We start from the raw sequence: 17701 nt of genomic DNA on the forward strand, positions 1-17701 counted from the left end.
AGGATCGTCTCGAGCGAGACCCGCCGCCCGACCATCGGGCTGGCTGGGTCGTTCAGGCAGGTCGGGCCCGGTCACGACCGCGTCGCAGCCCGACACCGACGAGCACCACGCCGACGACCAACGCCGCGACGACGAGCAGCTGGACGAACACATCGAGGAACCCCTGGTCCTCGTAGATGTCGACCGGCAGCCACGAGCTCGCAACCGCGATCACCGTGGAGCCGACGCTGGCGCTGATCAGCACGAGGCCCGTCAACATCAGCGGCGACCCGTGGACGCGGTGGCGCAGCGCGACCCAGCTCACCAGCAGTGCGACCGGCGGCGTCACCAGCCACACGGCGGTGGCGCCGTCCCCGATGACGACGGCGGCAAGCACGCACGCGACGACCGTCCCGACCATCGGCAGCACGAAGGCGTCACGCCCGATCGGGTTCGCCGTCGTGTCCGGCGCGGCGACCGCGGCGTGGTTGGCCGCGTCGACCAGGGCCGCGACGATCACCGCCAGGCCAAGGACGGGCAGCACGATCGTCCACAGCCAGGGCATGACCGGCAACGCCCCGCCGGCGATCAGGAGGTCACCCAGCACCACCCGCCGTCGGCGGACCGCGATCCCTGCGATCGACACCAGGCCGAGGCCCGCGATCACGATCCCGCCGATCAGGGCGCCGGTGTTCTGCTCCTCCAACGGGAGGGCCACACCGAGGGCCACCTCCAGCAGCCCCACGACCACGGCCAGGGCCAGCCACCAGTACGTCTTCACCATGCGCATCGTCTCGCCTCTCGTGATGCGCGACCGATCCCGTGCTGTCGCGTGTGCGGTTCGCCTCCAGAGGAGGTCAGCGGGCATGCCCGCCAGGGTTCGGGCCACCATCGAGGTGGCCACTGCCACCGGGGAGGCGCCGACCTCGTCGCCCCAGCAGCGCTGCTCGTGGCAGTCCGATTGAAGCCCGCCGAGCCGACGCTCGGCTGCGTCGGCCGAGAGCCCACGCGTGTAGACCTGCGCCCACCCCAGCACCAGCCGTTCGGCCCGGTCCAGCGCGGTCACGCGGTCCACGGCGGTCATGCCGTGCCCAGCTCCCCCGAGCGTGCCCGTGCCCCTCGGGCGGTCCGGTGCGACTGCGTCCAGCCGGCCAGCACCCGTTCGCCCTGGCCCGTGATCTCGTACAGCCGACGCCTCGGACGCCCCTCGGCCGTGGCGATGTCGGGGTCCTCCCACGTCGACTCCAGCAGTCCCCGGTCCTCCAGCCGCGACAGCGCCTTGTAGAGCGTGCCGTGCGAGGTCAGGGTGCGGGCAGCACCACCGTCGGCGATCGCCCGCGCCAGGTGGAACCCGTGGAACGAGCCCTCCCCCGTCCGGCGCAGCGCGAGGCCCGTCTCGAGGATGTCCACCTCGATGGGAAGCAGGGAACCGGGCGTGCGACGGGCCATGTCCCCACTATGGGGAAGATATCTTCCCATAGCAAGCAGAATCGGTCCGAGGCCCCTCCCCTGACGCGCGTCAGTCCTCGGGGTCGGGCTCGACCAGCTCGTCGACCTCGTCGGCGCCGGTCAGCAGCTTGCGGGCCTCAGCGGCACCGCCGGCCACGAGCGGACCGAACAGGTCGGCAGCCGACAGCGCGCCGGCCCAGCCCTCGGGGTCGCCGAGGACCTGCAGCTGCGGCGCGTCGGTCCGGGGGATCCGCACGCGGGGAACGGCGACCGCACCCAGCGGGGACCGTTCGGAGGACCACCCGAGCAGGTCGATCTCCTCCACCGGCACGCCGAGGGGGCCGTTGGCCTCCCCGTCACGACGACGGCGGGCGATGTCGCGCAGGATCCGCTCGCGTCCCCTCCCCCGCAGCTTCAGCAGCGGGAAGGGACTGGAGTCCAGGCGGGCCGCGACGGCTTCCCACACGCCGGCGCCGACGACGGGAAACGGCGACTCGCCGCTGTGCCCCGCCGCCACGGCGATCTCGTCCATGGTCGGGAACAGGCGCACCCCGGCGGCTTCGGCCTCCTCGGCCAGCCCCTCGGGCTCGTGGCCGGCCAGCAGCCGCGCACGGTAGCGGACCTTGCCCGCCAGCAGGTCGATGACGACGTCCCAGTCCTCGTCGCTGAGCAGCGGGATCTCGACCTCGACCAGGAACGGCGTGGCCCGGGAGCCCTGCACGCGTGCCGACACGCGACCGGCCGCCAGGCGGACGTCGGAGACCCGGCCGGAGCGGTAGGTCGCCCGGCCCTGCCGGACCCGGCGGACCAGCTCGTGGTCGGGGCCACCGAGGACGCTGCGCCAGCGCTCTCCCCACGAGACCGTCATCGGCTGGCCCCCTGGCGTTCGTCGATCTCGTCGACCAGCGGCGCGTCGGCGGACAGGCTGACCAGCTCGGCCAGCGCGGCGTCGTCGAGCTCGGTGATCCAGGACTCGCCGGCGCCGACGACTGCGTCGGCCAGCGCACGCTTGCGTTCGAGCATCTCTGCGATCCGCTCCTCGATGGTGCCGGCGGTGACCAGCTTGTGGACCTCCACCGTGCGGGTCTGCCCGATGCGGTGGGCACGGTCGGTGGCCTGGTCCTCCACGGCCGGGTTCCACCAGCGGTCGTAGTGCACGACGTGGGTGGCGGCGGTGAGGTTCAGGCCGGTACCACCGGCGCGGGTGGAGACGATCAGCACCGGGGCGGCCGAGCCCTGCTGGAAGTCCGCGACCATGTTGTCACGCCGCGACAGCGACAGCCCGCCGTGCAGGAACGGCACCTGGATGCCGAGGTCGGCCTCGAGCTGCTCGGCCAGCAGGTCGCCCATGCGGGTGTACTGGGTGAAGATCAGCGCCTGGTCGCCGGCGTCGGCGACCTCGCCGATGATCTCGCGCAGGGTGGCCAGCTTGCCGGAGCGTCCCAGGATCGGGCCGCCCTCCTTCTTGTACTGGGCGGGGTGGTTGGTCACCTGCTTCAGCGCGGTCAGCAGGGCGAGGATCTTGCCGCGTCGGCCGATGCCGTCGGCCTGCGACAGCTCCTCCAGCGCCTTCTTGGTGACCTCCTTGTAGAGGTCGGCCTGCTCCTTGGTGAGGGCGCAGACGACGGTGCGTTCGATCTTGTCCGGCAGGTCCTTGGCGACCTCGGGGTCGTCCTTGGTGCGGCGCATGATGAAGGGCGAGACGAGGCGACGCAGCCGTTCGGCGGCGCGCGAGTCACGACGAACTTCCACGGGGCCGACGAACCGCTTGTTGAACGTGCCCTGCGTGCCGAGCAGCCCGCGGTTGGTGGCGTCGATGACGGCCCACAGCTCGGTCAGGCGGTTCTCCAGCGGCGTACCGGTCAGCGCGAACGTCGACGCGGTGTCCAGCGCACGGACGGCCTGTGCGGCGGCGGTCTGGGGGTTCTTGACCTGCTGGGCCTCGTCGAGCGCGACGACCTGCCAGCGCAGGCTCGACAGCAGGTCGACGTCACGGCGCAGCGTGCCGTAGGAGGTGACCAGGACGCCGGTGAACCCCTCGAGGTCGGTCGCACGGTCGGTGCCGTGGTGGCGCTGGACCTCCAGCGACGGGCCGAACCGCTGCACCTCGCGTTCCCAGTTGCCGACCACCGACGTCGGGCAGACGACGAGGAAGGGGCCGGGCCGGCGCAGCATCAGGCCGATCAGCTGGATGGTCTTTCCCAGGCCCATCGCGTCGGCGAGGACCGCACCCATGCCCAGGTCGGCCATGCCCTCCATCCAGGCGACACCGCGCTGCTGGTAAGGACGCAGCAGGCCCTCGAAGCCCTCGGGGACCTCGGGTACCTCACGCAGGTCGCCGGCGTTGCGGAGCGCGTCGATCAGGTCGCCGAGGCCGTCGTCGACGACGATCCGCTGGGCGGCGGTCCCGGCGCCGAACCACTCCTCCCCCGTGGTGCCGGCCAGCGCCATGGCGAGCGCCTCGGCCTTGCCGACGGTCTCGCGGTGGCCGCGGGTGGCCAGGGCCTGGCGCATCTCGTCGTCGAGGAGCACCCAGCGTCCGTCGTGATGGGCGATGTTGGCGCCCGTGGTGGCCAGCCGTTCGACCTCGGCGTCGTCGAGGACGCGGTCGGCCAGCGCGATCTCCCAGACGGCGTCGACGGTGCCGTCGTCGTCGTTGGTCGACAGGCGGATCTGGGCGTTGATGCCCTCGTCGGACAGGGCGGCCGGCAGGTTGACGTCGACGCCGGAGCCCGACAGCAGCGGGGCGGCGTCGGTGAGGAACTGCCACACCTGGTCGAGGTCGAGCTCGACGTGGGTGGGCGACTCGCTGGCCAGCGCCGGGTCGATCGGCGGGAACGCCCGGGCCGCGCGGGACAGGCCCGACAGGAACGGCTCGGTCAGCCCGCGGTCGGGGTCGGCCCACACCTCGGTGGCGGGGATCTCGGTGTCCTCGGGGTCGCGGACCGCGAAGGTGAGGGTCCACGGGCCGGAGGGGTCCTCGGGCGCGTCGAGGTTGAGCACGAGGGTGGCGTCGGTGTCGACGCGGGCGGTCCAGCCCTCGACGCCGGCGACCAGGTCGGGCCCGTCGTCGCGCAGCGGGACGAGGGGGTCGGCGGTGTCACCGAGCGCTTCGGACCAGCGGGTCGTCCACGGCAGCAGGCGTTCGCGGGGCCGCCCCGACGGGGGCGGGGAGCCTTCGCGCACCATGACGTCACCGACGGCGTGGCAGAACTCCACGAGCAGGCGGCGGCGGTCCCAGGCGGTGGCGTCGTCAAGCGCCACGGCGCAGGCGCTGGCGGGCATGGCGTCGGCCAGGCGGCCCAGCGCTTCGACGACGGTCGGGTCGGACTCGACGTCGACCTGCCAGGCGGCGGTGATCGGGACGCGACCGTGTTCGTCGACGTCGTCGGGGTCGCCGGACACGAGGCGTGGCAGCAGGTGGTGGGAGCCGACGGCGGCCAGCGCGATGCGGGCCGCGACGCTCCAGGCACGGACCGATGCGGGCTGGTTGCGGTCCCCGCCGTCGGTCAGCAGCCACCGCAGGACCGTGACGTCGAGCGGCACGCAGACCGCTTCGACATCGACGACCTCGGCCTTCGCGCCGCGGGGGACGGCCATGCGGACCGATGTCGCCTCGCCGCTCACCCCCATGGCGGCGACGAGGTTCTTGCAGTCCGTCAGGTCGTCGCTTCCGGGAGCGAACACGACGAGACGGCCCTGTGACGGGGCGGCTGGGGCGGGGGTGAAGGAGAGCTGTGGGCGCATTGGTGGATCTCAAAAGATCGACGGACCACGCTACCCGTCCCGTGCAGCGACTTGGTAGCCACATGCGGTCCGAGCGGCCGTCCCCGGGAGTTGCGTCGGACGGCGCGATGTGCCTTTCGGCTACTGCTGCTCGGCCTCGAGGGACTGCAGCAGCGCGCGGACGGCGTCGGCGGGCACCGTGTGGCCGTCACCGGAGGCGAGGATGTCGCGGAGCGCCTGGATCATCGCGCGCCGCTCGACGCTGACGAGCGGACGTCGCCTGGGGACGGGCCCGGGGTCGTTCGCGGTCGCGTCGGGCGGGGGTTGGGGACCGAACAGCCGAGCCTGCGGGGGCGAGCTGCCCTCCGACCGGGCGTCGAACTCCTTGGTCGACACGCCGGCGAGGTGGGCGGCCCACCACGTCAGGCCGCGGTCCCAGCGGGCCCCGGCGGGACGTCGTTCGGGCACGCGGCCGTTGAAGGCGACGTCACAGACGACCCGGGCGACGAGGTCCTGCACGAACGGGTCCTCGGCGTAGTCGGCCTTGAGGCGGTCCAGGACGTGCCCCTCGGTGCTGCCGTAGAGCTGGCTGGCGACCTCGGTCAGGACCGGACGGGACCGCTGGAGCCATGTCCACGCATGCGCGGGAACCCGCGGACGGGCGGCAGGCGAAGGGGAAGGCTGCGCAGCCATGTCTCCCAGCGTCGCACGAACACGCCCGTCCGGCGAGGATCTGCTGCTGTTCGGGCTCAGATGGAGCTCAGACCGGTGCGCGTCAGGCGGTCACCGGCATGAAGCGCGGACGGTCGGCCTCGAACGCCTCGATGGCGTCAGCGTCCTCGAGGGTCAGACCGATCTGGTCCAGGCCGTTGACCAGCATGTGCTTGGCATGGGCCTCGAAGTCGAAGTCGGCGTCCACCTCACCGGCGGAGAGGTGCTGCTGCGGCAGGTCCACGGTGCACACCGTCTCCGGCGACGCCTCGGCCAGCTCGATCAGCTGGCGGACGACCTTCTCGTCGAGCTGCACGCAGAGCAGGCCGATCTTGGCGCAGTTGCTGCGGAAGATGTCGGCGAACGACGGGGCGACGACGGCCTCGAAGCCGAACTGCTGCAGGCCCCACGGGGCGTGCTCCCGGGAGGACCCGGACCCGAAGTTCGGGCCGGTGACGAGGATCGTGGCGCCGGCGAACCGTTCGTCGTTGAGGACGAAGTCGGGGTCCTGGCGCCAGTCGTCGAAGACGAACTCGCCGAAGCCGGTCCGCTCAATCCGCTTGAGGAACTGCTTGGGCATGATCTGGTCGGTGTCGACGTCGGCACGGTCCAGCGGGACCATCCGGCCCTCGACCACGGTCACGGGCTTCACTTGGCACTCTCCTGCGTGGGTGCCGGCGTCCAGTCACGGACGTCGACGAAGTGTCCGGCGATCGCTGCTGCGGCCGCCATCTCGGGGCTGACCAGGTGGGTGCGGCCACCCTTGCCCTGCCGTCCCTCGAAGTTGCGGTTGGACGTCGAGGCGCACCGCTCCCCCGGCTCGAGGATGTCGGGGTTCATGCCCAGGCACATCGAGCAGCCCGGTTCGCGCCACTCGAAGCCGGCGTCGATGAAGACCTGGTGCAGGCCCTCGGACTCGGCCTGCAGCTTCACCGGGTAGGAGCCCGGCACGACCATGGCGCGGACGCCGTCGGCGACGTGCTGGCCGTCCACGATCGAGGCGGCGGCGCGCAGGTCGGTGATCCGCCCGTTGGTGCACGACCCGATGAAGATGCGGTCCAGCGTCAGGTCGGTGACGGCCTCGCCGCCCTCCAGGCCCATGTAGTCCAGAGCACGGCGGGTCTGGTCGGCGTCGTCGGTCTCCTCCGGCGTCGGCACGTTGCCGTTCACCGGCACGCTCATGTCGGGGGTGGTCCCCCACGTGACGGTCGGGACCAGCTTGGTGGCGTCGAACTTCACGACGGTGTCGAAGGTCGCGCCCTCGTCGGTGACCAGCTCGCGCCAGGACTCCAGCGCCGCGTCCCAGTCGGCGTCCTGCGGGGCGTGCGGACGACCCTTGAGGTAGCCGAAGGTGGTTTCGTCGGGGGCGATCAGGCCGGCCCGGGCGCCTGCCTCGATCGACATGTTGCAGATCGTCATCCGCCCCTCCATGGAGAGGTTGCGGATCGCCTCGCCGCGGTACTCGATGACGTGGCCGATGCCGCCGTCGACGCCGATCTGTCCGATGATCGCCAGGATCAGGTCCTTGGCGGTGGTGCCGGGTGGCAGATCGCCCGCGACCTCGATGGCCATCGTCTTCGGACGGCTCTGCACCAGGGTCTGCGTGGCCAGGACGTGCTCGATCTCGGAGGTGCCGATACCGAAGGCCAGCGCCCCGAACGCGCCGTGGGTGGCGGTGTGGGAGTCACCGCACACGATGGTCGTGCCGGGCTGGGTGACACCGAGCTCCGGGCCGATCATGTGCACGATGCCCTGCTGCGGCGAACGCATGTTGAACACGCGGATGCCGAACTCGGCGCAGTTGGCCTCGAGGGTGTCCATCTGCTGCTTGGACAGCTGGTCCACCACGGGGAGCGACCGGTCGGTCGTCGGCACGTTGTGGTCCATCGTCGCAAGCGTCAGGTCGGGCCGGCGGACGGTTCGTCCCTCCAGCCGGAGGCCGTCGAAGGCCTGGGGGGAGGTGACCTCGTGCACCAGGTGCAGGTCGATGTACAGCAGGTCCGGCCCGTCGGGGCTGGTGCTCACCACATGGCGATCCCAGACCTTCTCGGCCAGCGTGCGAGGGGCGGTCATCTGTTCGTCGTTTCTTTCGTGTGCGGGTGTGCTGCGGGGGCTGGAATCAGGCGTTCCAGCGCGCGCCGGTGGCCATGCGGTCGCCGATGAGCCCGGGGACCTTGACCTCCTCGGTCTTCTCGATCTCGAAGTGGATGTCGGTGTCGCCGGTGGCCTCGGCGACCGACGCGGCGACCCGGGCGACCAGCGCGGCCTCTTCGGCGGGTGTCTGGTCCGGTGGGACGGTCAGCTTGATCTTGGTCATGGCATCTCTTCCTCTGCGTGCAGCGTTCGGTGACGATTCGTGTCGTCTGGTGGGGCCGCGCACGTCATGTCGTCGTGCCTGCGCCCCCATAGCTTGACGCATCCTCATCGGCTCCGCGAAACGGTCGGATGCAACACCCCGTCCGCGGCATCAAATGAGGAGGAGGAAAAGGCCTACCGCGGGCACCACGGAGCGGCCGCCGAAGTGGCGGTCAGAACGCTCGACGTGGTCGCGGTGCACGCCTACCGGTCTACGCGCTCGTGTGCGAGGCGTCAACCGACCGTCCCGCCCCGGAGGATCGCACCGTTCGTCAACGTGCCACCGGGTGCGGCGTTCTAGGCTGTCGGACGACATGACTGATCTCGCCACGCCACTGCGCTCCCCCGAGCGGATGACCCACCTCGCCCAGCTCGAGGCCGAAGCCATCCACATCATGCGGGAGGTGGTGGCGCAGTGCGAACGGCCGGTCATGCTCTACTCCATCGGCAAGGACAGCTCGGTCATGCTGCACCTGGCCAGGAAAGCGTTCTTTCCCGGCAAGCTGCCGTTCCCGCTGCTGCACGTCGACACGACGTGGAAGTTCCGCGAGATGATCACCTTCCGGGATGCCACCGCAGAGGAGCTGGGGCTGGACCTGATCGTCCACACCAACCCGGTGGTCCGGGAGGAGAACATCAACCCGTTCGACCACGGGTCGCAGGGCTACACGACGATCGCCAAGACCGATGCGCTCAAGCAGGCGCTCGAGGCCGGTCGCTTCGACGCGGCGTTCGGTGGCGCCCGCCGTGACGAGGAGAAGTCACGGGCCAAGGAGCGGGTCTTCAGCTTCCGGGACCGCAACCACCGCTGGGACCCCAAGAACCAGCGGCCCGAGCTGTGGCAGGACTACAACGGTCGGGTCAACGGCGGCGAGTCCGTGCGGGTGTTCCCGCTGTCGAACTGGACGGAACTCGACGTCTGGCAGTACATCCACCTCGAGCAGATCCCGATCGTGCCGCTGTACTACTCCGCCCCGCGCCCGGTGGTCGTGCGCGACGGCGTCGTGATCATGGTCGACGACGACCGCTTCCGCTTCGAGCCCGGCGAGGAGCCCGAGGAGCGCTGGGTCCGCTTCCGCACCCTCGGCTGCTACCCCCTCAGCGGCGCGGTGGAGTCCCGTGCCACCACGCTGCCCGAGATCATCCAGGAGATGCTGCTGGCCACCCGTTCCGAGCGCGAGGGGCGGGTCATCGACTACGACCAGTCCGGCTCGATGGAGGAGAAGAAGCGCGAGGGCTACTTCTGACCAGCACCCTGCGCCCGGGGCCGACCGGGGATGTGCAACCGAGCAGGCACTCCGAACCCTGACGTAGCGGTGCGTGCGCTACCGTTTACGGAGTGGAGTGGGTATTGCCGATCTCGGCGGTGGCAGGGACCGCCGCAGCAGTGATGGCCGCCGTGCGGACCCCGGGCCCGCTGCGTCGGCCATGGGTCGTGCTGTCCGTGGTCGGAGCGATGTACACCGTCCTTCACGGGTTGCTTGCCGCCGGCGTCCTGGGCGGACACGCGTTGTCTCGGGGGGTGGACACCCTCGGGCTGGCCGGGCTCGCCCTGACGATGGTGACCGTCGTCCACATCCGTCGGCCGGGACGGCTCCACGAGGTGCTGCTCGACGGCATCGCGCTGGGCGTCCTGCCTGCCGTCCTGTTCTGGAACCTGGCGGCGCTTCCGGCCCTGGAGGACGGTCGTGCCAGCGCCGTGCTCGCTTTCGTCTGGCTGGCTCGGCTCGTGCTGCACGTGATCACCGGCCTGTCGGTCGTCCTGCTCGCACCCTCGGCACGCCACCTCCTCGGTGCCCGGCTGCTGGTGTTGATCGCGGCGTCACTGATCGTCGGCGACCTCGTGATGCTGGCGGGATGGGGCCTTCAGCCACCCCCGACCATCGTCCTGCTGCTGGTCAACACCGGCGGCGTCGCCGTCGGTGCCGCGGTCCTCGCCATGCCCTCGCTGGGACAGCTGATCCGTCCCGGCCAACCGGAGCTTCCCGCCTCGGGTGCCTGGCGGATCGCCGTCGCCGTGGCCGCCGTGGCCCTGGGAAGCCTCCTGATGGCCCTCAACGGTGGCGCGATGGAGAGTCGCGCCGTGCACGCCGTCCTCGTCAGCCTGGGTGTGGGCGCCATCGGCCTGCGGTCGGTACAGGCGCTGCGCCGAACCGCCGCCCATGCCGCAGAACGCATGGCGGCACAGGAAGAGCTCGCCCGCCTCGGCCGCATCGACCAGCTGACGGGGCTCGCGAATCGCACAACTCTGGAGTCCCACCTGCGGGCGGTGCTCGGTCAGCGCATGCAGGACGGCAAGCAGCTCGCGACGTACCTGCTGGACCTCGACGGGTTCAAGGCGATCAACGACCAGCACGGCCACGCTGCCGGCGACGACATCCTGGGCTCGGTCGCACGTGCGCTCACCGACGTCGTGGGAGACCGCGGGATGGCTGCCCGGCTCGGCGGGGACGAGTTCGTCGTGGTCCTCGACGAGGTGGGCGACGAGCTCGAGGCAGTCGAGATGGGACACCGTCTGGTGGAGGCCATCGCGGCGGTGCCCGGCCCCCCGTCCTCGAACCTGTCCGTGGGCGCCTCCGTCGGCGTCGAGCTGTCGCACGGCCACGTGGTGGAGCCACGGGTGCTGTTGGGACGCGCGGACGCAGCCATGTACCGGGCCAAGCGTGGCGAGCTGGACGTGGTCGTCAACAACTCGGCTGCTGATCCAGTGGTCATGCCCGACATCGCCCTGGAGCTGCGCCTCTCCTGAGCACGTCCGCGGCGGAGGACCACCCCGGTCAGGAGCGGTCGACCTCCCTGGTCGGGTCCTTGCTGACGTCCTCCATCAGCCAGTCCTCCACCTCGCTGTCGCGGCCGATGACGGAGACGTCACCGGACGACTCGAGCACCACGTAGGCGAGGTCCTCTCGTCGGGTGATGCCGGTCTGGCGCATCTTGGCCCGGATGTCGTCGGCGTGGATGGACGCCGAGGCCATGTTGTCGGTCAGCAGCTGCCCGTCCTTGGCCAGCAGGAGCGGACGGTTGTCGATCACCGACTTGGCCGACGTGTTGCGGCGGACCTTGGCGACCAGCCACTGCACCGTGAACAGGCAGGCGATGGCCGTCACTCCCGAGGCGAGCGGGACCGATCCCACCGACGCCGACGCCAGGATGGAGCCCGTAGCGACGGTGGCGGCGAAATCGAACGCCGTCATCTTGGCGAACGACCGCAGGCCCATGATCCGACCGGCGAGGATGACGGTCCCGTAGATGGCGACGGTGGCGATGAGCACCGTACCGAGCTGTGCCCACGAGGACCCCAGCAGCTCGGGCACGCTGGCGGCCAGGACGGGGAGAAGGCTCATGGTCCGATACTGGCCCGTGTTCACGTCGTCCAAACGAATACCCCGTTCGGCCGCACGAACCCGACCCGGCCGAGGGATAGGCTGTCGCCGCTGTGAGTCACTCCTCTGATCTGATCGCGACCGACATCGACGCCTACCTGGCGGAGCACGAGCGCAAGGACCTGCTGCGCCTGCTGACCTGTGGGTCCGTCGACGACGGCAAGTCGACCCTCATCGGTCGCCTGCTGCACGACTCCAACATGGTCTACGCCGACCACCTGCAGGCGCTGGAGGCCGACTCGGCCGTGATGGGCTCCGCCGGCGACAAGCTGGACCTGGCGTTGCTCATGGACGGGCTGAAGGCCGAACGCGAGCAGGGCATCACCATCGACGTGGCCTATCGCTACTTCTCCACCCAGCGGCGAAAGTTCATCATCGCCGACACACCCGGGCACGAGCAGTACACGCGCAACATGGTCACCGGCGCATCGACCGCGCAGCTGGCGATCGTCATGGTCGACGCCCGGCACGGCGTGATGCAGCAGACGAAGCGTCACACCACGATCGCCTCGCTACTGGGCATCCGACACGTCGTCGTGGCCATCAACAAGATGGACCTCGTCGACTGGTCCCAGGCCACGTTCGAGCAGATCAAGAAGGACTACGAGGTCTTCACCGACAACCTCGACGGCACGATCGAGCCCTACTTCCTGCCGATGTCGGCGCTGCTGGGCGACAACGTCGTGACCACCAGCGAGCAGATGCCCTGGTTCGACGGCCCGCCGCTGATGGAGCACCTGGAAACCGTCGACGTCACCGAAGCCGCTGACCTGGCCCACTTCCGCATGCCGGTCCAGCTGGTCACCCGTCCTGACCTGGACTTCCGCGGGTTCGCTGGAACGATCGCCTCCGGCACCGTCGCACCGGGTGACCGGGTGACCGCGGTCCCCTCCGGCGCGTCGGCCACCGTCGAACGAATCGTCACCTTCGACGGCGACCTGGACCTGGCCGGACCGGACCAGGCCGTCACCCTGACGTTGGATCGTGAGATCGACGTGTCGCGTGGCGACGTGTTCATCGGGTCCGGCGAGGACCAGGACATGCTCCGGGCACATCGGGTCGACGCCACCCTGGTGTGGATGTCGGAGGCGTCGATGGCGCCCGGAAAGCAGTACCTCCTGCAGTCCGCCACCGGACGCTCGAACGCCTCGGTCAGCGCCATCCGCTATCGGTTGGACATCAACACCCTCGAGCAGGAGGAGACCAGCCGCCTGGAGCTCAACGACATCGCCCGTTGTGCGGTGTCGGTGGACCGCGAGCTGCTGTTCGACCCCTACAGCCAGAACCGGACGACCGGCTCGTTCATCCTCATCGACCGGCTGACCAACGCCACCGTCGCCGGCGGGATGATCGTTGGCCCCTCCAGTCACTGGGACACGCAGGCACCCGACACCCTGCAGCGTCGCCGGTCGGAGATCACCCCCGAGGAGCGCGCCGAGCGGTACGGCCAGCGGCCGGCAACGGTCCTGCTGACCGGCCTGACCGGCGCCGGGAAGCGGTCCATCGCGACGGCGCTGGAGCGGATGCTCTTCGACGCCGGGCGGGCCACGATGCGCCTGGACGGTCAGAACGTCCGGTCCGGTGTGTCCCGGGACCTGGGCTTCACTCCGCCCGAGCGGTCGGAGAACGTCCGACGCGTCGCCGAGGTCGCCCGGCTGGTCAACGCCCAGGGCATGATCGCGATCGCCGTGCTGCTTGCCCCCGAGGCCGAGGACCGGGAACGGATGGCGGGGCTGATCGGCGCGGAGCGGTACGTCGAGGTCTTCGTCGACACGCCCCTGGAGGTGTGCCGCCAGCGCGACCCGGGTGGCCTGTACTCCGCGCTGGACGCCGGGACGGTCCTCGACATCCCCGGGGTGACATCAGCCTACGACCGTCCCACCTCCCCCGACCTGGTGACGTCCGACCACGGGTCCAGCCCGGAGGCCGCGGCCGCTCAGATCATGGCACTGCTTGCCGACAGAGGGTTCATCTCCTCCTGAGCTCGAGCCCTCACCGGGGGTCACTCAGGCATGAAAACCATTCAGTACTAGTCCCATTGAGTGGCGCTCATTTCGTCACATTGGGTCATGTGCCACGTACGGATGGTTTCTTACTGTTCATCGGCAAGAGGGTTCCCGGCAGTCGAGGACCCGTTGTCCGAAGGACGATTCGTGGCCCGCAGCGGCTCGGTTCCGGTGATCGTGGAGGTGCCTGCTCGAACGCGGCCCCCCGCGGGACCGCCCGCGCAACCAACGCCAGATCCCGGTGAGACCCCCACCACCATCCCGACCCCGTCCCCGACGGGCTCGCCCACCCCGCAGCCGTCGCCGCAGCCCACGTCGTCCCCGACAACGCCGCCGACGGATGCGCCGACGGCCCAGCCGACGCAACCGCCGGTCAACCAGACCGAGGACCCCGTCGTCGAGCTGACGACCGAGATCGTTCGCGTCCCGCAGCAGGGCACCCCCTTGCCCCGAACGGGCGGCACGTTCGACAGCGCGATCCTGCTCGGGATCGTGCTGATGGCAATCGCGGTCGCCGTGTACCGGCGCTTGCGAACGCCCGGCTGACCGTACGACTTCAGACCAGTCGGGACCGTCCGAACAGTACGGCGCCCGGCGCAGCCAGACAGCAGGCCAGTCCACCCCCATACAGGAGCGCACCCCGCATGCAGCACACCCCCCACCCCGGCCCGCGGCGGCCGAACCGTCGGCTGGCCGCCCTCGCCGTCGGCCTGATGATGGTCTCCTTCGCCACCGCGGCGACGGCACAGACGTCCTCGTCGGCTGTCGGTGTCCCGGTGACGATGAGCGTCGGCTCGGTCGGCACTCGCGCGCTGACCGTGACCAACTTCACCGGCACCGAGGCGTTGACCGCCCTTCCGCTGGTCTCGGGCGCCCCGACCAACTACCGGGCGACGGTCACCGACCTCGACTACGTGATCGACCGCGACTTCGACGTCGTGGCCGAGATGGGCAACCTGTACCCGGTCACCTCCACGGGTGAGGAGCCGCTGGCGGTCGACACCGCCTCCGAGGACATCATCGCGTCTGGGGACGTGACCCTCGGGCTGTTCCAGGGCCTGACCGCCACCGACGTGCTCGCTGACATCCAGCCGACGTACCTGCTCGAGCTGACGACCGGCCTGCTCGACTGCACGACCCTGCTGACGACCACGTTGACGCCGCTCCTGACCGGCGCGGACCTCGTGGCCCTGCCGACAACCGTCGCCGACCTTTGCGCAGCGTTCGGTGATGTTGCCACCGCAGGTGACCCCGCAGTCGAGCTCCTCGGGGACCTCGTCGAGGACCTGGACCTGACCGGGCTGATCGACGAGGCCCTCGGCCTGGTCGACGGCATCACCGGCACGCAGCCCTTCACCGACCCGAGCTTCCTGGGCCTCGGCTCGACCGACGCCGACGCCGCTGGCGCCCCCACGGCCACCATGCTGACGCTGATGTCCGCAGACGCGCCGGTCGATCTTGCCCTGCTCACCGACCTGATCGCCGCCATCAACGCCCAGATCACTGACGTGAGCGGCGTCGATCCCACAACCGTCATCCCAACGGAGGACATCGTCCAGGGCTTGGTCAACTCCGGCAACACCGCGACGGCGGCGCTCGGCAACGAGATCGCCGGCCTGAGCAACACGCTGGCGCAGGAAGCCATCATCAACGACCTGCTGAGCATCGTGAACGGCGCGATCGACCTGTCGGTGCTGGACAACCTGTTCGGTGTCTACACCGCCTTCCCGCGCATCACCGCCACCGCCCCGACCGGAACCCCGGCGGGCAGCTACGCGGGCACCCACACCATCACGCTGATCAGCCAGTGATGCTCGTCCTCCGTCGCGTCGCGATCCTGGTCGCCGCCACCGTCCTCGTCCTGGGCCCCACGGCCCCGGCCGGGGCGGTCGGCGCCCAGGGGGTCGACCTGACGCCGCTGCTGGAACGGGTCGATGGGACCCTCACCGCGGTGGTGGAGGAGGACACCGTCGTCCGGGTGCGGCTGACCAACACCACCGAGGAACCGCGGACCGTGTCGGTCTGGGTGGCCGAGGCCGTCGAGGCCGTCGGGGGTGGCACGGGTGTCGGCGGTCCGCTGGACTGGATCACCGTCGACGCACCCGAGTCGATCGACCTCGCCCCGCTAGAGGAACGTGACCTCGAGGTGGCGGTGGACCTGGCCAGCTACCTGGAAGAGACGCCGGACCAGGTCCTGTTCATGCTGGAGGTGCAGGGTGGCGGCAACGTCGTCCCCCGCGCCGCCACGATCGTGGCGCTGTCCGACGGCGGCGCCAGCATCCCCCTGCCCGTCGCCCTGCTGATCGGCGCAACGCTCCTGCTCGGCCTCGTGGCTGCGGCATGGTGGCGATTCGGCCGGCCGCTGCAGGGTCATGACGACGGGGATCCAGCGATCTCCGTCGACAACCCGTCATCGCGGCCCCACGCGGGAGACTCGGTTCCCGCACCGCCGCCGCTCACCAGCGTCGGCTGACAGGTTGTCCACAACGGCCCCATGATCCCACGATCACGGGGCCGTTGTCGTTCTACCGTCGCGGACGATGGAGTTGCTGAACGGAGGTTCTGCCCATGACCCCACCGACTACACTCGACGACGTGGCGACCTACGTCGACGAACACGGTGTCGAGATGCTCCGGCCGGAGACCGAGCCGGTGCCTGAGCACGCGCTGCACGCCGAGATCGTCGACCTGCTCTATGCCGGGCTGCGCGCCCACTTTGCCGACCGGACTGACGTCGCTGTCCACGAACGCCTCGCCTGGTTCCCCGAGCAGTCGAACACCCGTATCCGCCTGGACCCCGACGTGATGGTCGTCATCGGCCGCCCCCAGCTGATGCGGAAGTCCTTCAAGGCGTGGGCCGAGGACGGCGCGGTCCCCAGCGTCCTCGTCGAGGTCGTCTCCGAGGAGGACACCGACAGGAACTACCGCGAGCGGCTCGGTCGGGCACACCGCTACGGGGTCCCCGAGGTCGTCCTCATCCATCCGTTCGCGCCCGGTGGTTGCTACGTTCAGCACCTGCTGGCCGAGGAGGAGGGGTACCGCACCCGCGCGACGTCCACGTCGCCCGATGCGCCCGTGGAGGTCCCGACGCTGGGCATCCGCCTTGCAGGCGGTGACCGGTTGGTCGCTGAGGACGAGTACGGCCCGTGGCAGGACACCGCATCGCTGGCCGAGCACGTCCGCCGCCAGACCGAAGAAGCCCGCCGCCAGGGCGAACGCGCCGATCGGCTGGCCGAGGCGTTGCGCGCCGCCGGGATCGACCCCGACTCGATCTGATGGGCCAGCCGCCGGCCAGGTTGCGCGCCACTGCACGCGAGACGACCCGGTAGCCGTCGGGCCCGAGCGGGGGTGGCGGCCAGTCGTTCATGGGGGGCCGTCCCCGAAGAACTGGCGGAACACGGCCTCCGCCTCTACCAAGGCGGCGAAGTTGTCATCGACGAAGGCAGCCCGGTCAGTCTCCAGCTGGGTCGTGCGTGTGACGTCCCACGTAGCCAGGCAATCGCTGAAGTCCCGCCCCGCACCGCGACTGATCTGCCTCATGGCCTCCAGGTCCGGGGCAGCCCGGCTGATCTGCCCATCGACCGTGGAGAAGAAGCCCTCATAGCTGTCGGTTTTCCAGCCCCTCGCGACAAGACATGCCACGGCTTCGTCAAGGAGCGCCTGATAGGTCGGATCCCGGTACAGATCCACGACGTGGCCCATCCAGCGGCTGTGAAGCAGATCGAACTGGTCGATGAAGACCTCAGACGTGTGTGCGTCTTCGTCGACGGCCGTCTGACAGTCCCGGTGCGCGGCCAGGAAGGCCTCGGCCTCACCCAGCGTCATGTCTTGGGGTAGTCCGACTGCTTCGCCCGCCACGATCGCGATGCTGTCCAAGATCAGCTCACCCTCCGAACGGATATCTGGCACCAGGCTGTTGTTGATCCCATGGGTCGCTATGGAGGCCAGATGCGGGAACTCGAAGCGTCGAGGAACCAGCCCCGGCGGTCGTTCCGCGGAGAAGCTCTGGTCGAAGCCGAATGCCGACATGCCTCCTCAAGTGCTCCGACCCGTTCGGCCTCTCCGAGCGAGTCGACCCGGACGACCTGCTCC

Annotated in this window: 17 protein-coding genes; 7 read left to right on the plus strand and 10 right to left on the minus strand. The window is 70.1% G+C overall.

The annotated features are described in order from the left end of the window. Window positions 1-52 precede the first annotated feature (52 nt). The 8 genes from DVS28_RS17260 to DVS28_RS17295 form a co-directional block, all read right to left on the minus strand. The gene (locus DVS28_RS17260; RefSeq protein WP_114592563.1) at window positions 53-1063 is read right to left on the minus strand and encodes a hypothetical protein; all 1011 of its coding nucleotides are present in this window, start codon (window positions 1061-1063) and stop codon (window positions 53-55) included. Further along, window positions 1060-1428: a PadR family transcriptional regulator gene (locus DVS28_RS17265; RefSeq protein WP_114592564.1), complete on the minus strand. Its 369-nt coding sequence runs from the start codon at window positions 1426-1428 to the stop codon at window positions 1060-1062. Before DVS28_RS17265 ends, DVS28_RS17260 begins: the two co-directional genes overlap by 4 nt. A gap of 70 nt (window positions 1429-1498) precedes the next feature. Beyond that, window positions 1499-2296: an SWIM zinc finger family protein gene (locus tag DVS28_RS17270; RefSeq protein ID WP_114592565.1), complete on the minus strand. Its 798-nt coding sequence runs from the start codon at window positions 2294-2296 to the stop codon at window positions 1499-1501. Beyond that, a complete protein-coding gene (locus DVS28_RS17275; RefSeq protein WP_216826112.1) occupies window positions 2293-5115 on the minus strand; it encodes a DEAD/DEAH box helicase in 2823 nt (940 codons plus the stop codon). Before DVS28_RS17275 ends, DVS28_RS17270 begins: the two co-directional genes overlap by 4 nt. A 180-nt stretch (window positions 5116-5295) precedes the next feature. Further along, window positions 5296-5847, minus strand: a complete 552-nt coding sequence (locus DVS28_RS17280; protein WP_114592567.1) for a hypothetical protein — start codon at window positions 5845-5847, stop codon at window positions 5296-5298. Between the two features lie 82 nt (window positions 5848-5929). After that, on the minus strand, window positions 5930-6517 hold the full coding sequence (gene leuD / locus DVS28_RS17285) for a 3-isopropylmalate dehydratase small subunit (RefSeq protein ID WP_114592568.1): 588 nt from the start codon (window positions 6515-6517) through the stop codon (window positions 5930-5932). Next, window positions 6514-7938 (minus strand): 3-isopropylmalate dehydratase large subunit, encoded by a 1425-nt coding sequence (gene leuC / locus DVS28_RS17290; protein WP_114592569.1) that lies wholly within the window; start codon window positions 7936-7938, stop codon window positions 6514-6516. Before leuC ends, leuD begins: the two co-directional genes overlap by 4 nt. A 46-nt stretch (window positions 7939-7984) precedes the next feature. Continuing rightward, complete coding sequence (locus DVS28_RS17295) at window positions 7985-8182, minus strand: hypothetical protein (RefSeq protein WP_114592570.1); 198 nt, start codon at window positions 8180-8182, stop codon at window positions 7985-7987. A gap of 352 nt (window positions 8183-8534) precedes the next feature. On the opposite strand from DVS28_RS17295, the gene cysD reads away from it, so the two are divergent. Next, window positions 8535-9467 carry a sulfate adenylyltransferase subunit CysD gene (gene cysD, locus DVS28_RS17300; RefSeq protein ID WP_216826113.1) on the plus strand — a complete coding sequence of 311 codons (933 nt, stop codon included), beginning with the start codon at window positions 8535-8537 and terminating at the stop codon, window positions 9465-9467. 92 nt (window positions 9468-9559) lie between these two features. Then, window positions 9560-10969 carry a GGDEF domain-containing protein gene (locus DVS28_RS17305; protein WP_164710679.1) on the plus strand — a complete coding sequence of 470 codons (1410 nt, stop codon included), beginning with the start codon at window positions 9560-9562 and terminating at the stop codon, window positions 10967-10969. Window positions 10970-10997: 28 nt separating this feature from the next. On the opposite strand, the gene DVS28_RS17310 is transcribed toward DVS28_RS17305, so the two are convergent. Beyond that, window positions 10998-11564, minus strand: a complete 567-nt coding sequence (locus DVS28_RS17310; RefSeq protein WP_114592572.1) for a DUF421 domain-containing protein — start codon at window positions 11562-11564, stop codon at window positions 10998-11000. A gap of 92 nt (window positions 11565-11656) precedes the next feature. On the opposite strand from DVS28_RS17310, the gene cysN reads away from it, so the two are divergent. The 5 genes from cysN (at window position 11657) to DVS28_RS17335 (ending at window position 16885) form a co-directional block, all read left to right on the plus strand. After that, window positions 11657-13585 (plus strand): sulfate adenylyltransferase subunit CysN, encoded by a 1929-nt coding sequence (gene cysN, locus DVS28_RS17315; protein WP_114592573.1) that lies wholly within the window; start codon window positions 11657-11659, stop codon window positions 13583-13585. A gap of 153 nt (window positions 13586-13738) precedes the next feature. Next, window positions 13739-14155: a hypothetical protein gene (locus DVS28_RS28520; protein WP_216826114.1), complete on the plus strand. Its 417-nt coding sequence runs from the start codon at window positions 13739-13741 to the stop codon at window positions 14153-14155. A 98-nt stretch (window positions 14156-14253) separates the two neighbouring features. Then, the gene (locus DVS28_RS17325; RefSeq protein WP_114592575.1) at window positions 14254-15420 is read left to right on the plus strand and encodes a hypothetical protein; all 1167 of its coding nucleotides are present in this window, start codon (window positions 14254-14256) and stop codon (window positions 15418-15420) included. After that, window positions 15420-16082, plus strand: a complete 663-nt coding sequence (locus tag DVS28_RS17330; RefSeq protein ID WP_216826115.1) for a hypothetical protein — start codon at window positions 15420-15422, stop codon at window positions 16080-16082. The genes DVS28_RS17325 and DVS28_RS17330 overlap by 1 nt, the downstream gene beginning before the upstream one ends. Before the next feature lie 95 nt (window positions 16083-16177). Further along, window positions 16178-16885 carry a Uma2 family endonuclease gene (locus DVS28_RS17335; protein ID WP_114592577.1) on the plus strand — a complete coding sequence of 236 codons (708 nt, stop codon included), beginning with the start codon at window positions 16178-16180 and terminating at the stop codon, window positions 16883-16885. An 87-nt stretch (window positions 16886-16972) separates the two neighbouring features. Here DVS28_RS17335 and DVS28_RS17340 read toward each other — a convergent pair whose 3' ends face one another. After that, complete coding sequence (locus tag DVS28_RS17340) at window positions 16973-17638, minus strand: hypothetical protein (RefSeq protein ID WP_114592578.1); 666 nt, start codon at window positions 17636-17638, stop codon at window positions 16973-16975. Window positions 17639-17701: the final 63 nt, after the last annotated feature.

Source organism: Euzebya pacifica, assembly GCF_003344865.1.
In the GTDB taxonomy this organism is placed as follows: Bacteria; Actinomycetota; Nitriliruptoria; order Euzebyales; family Euzebyaceae; genus Euzebya; species Euzebya pacifica.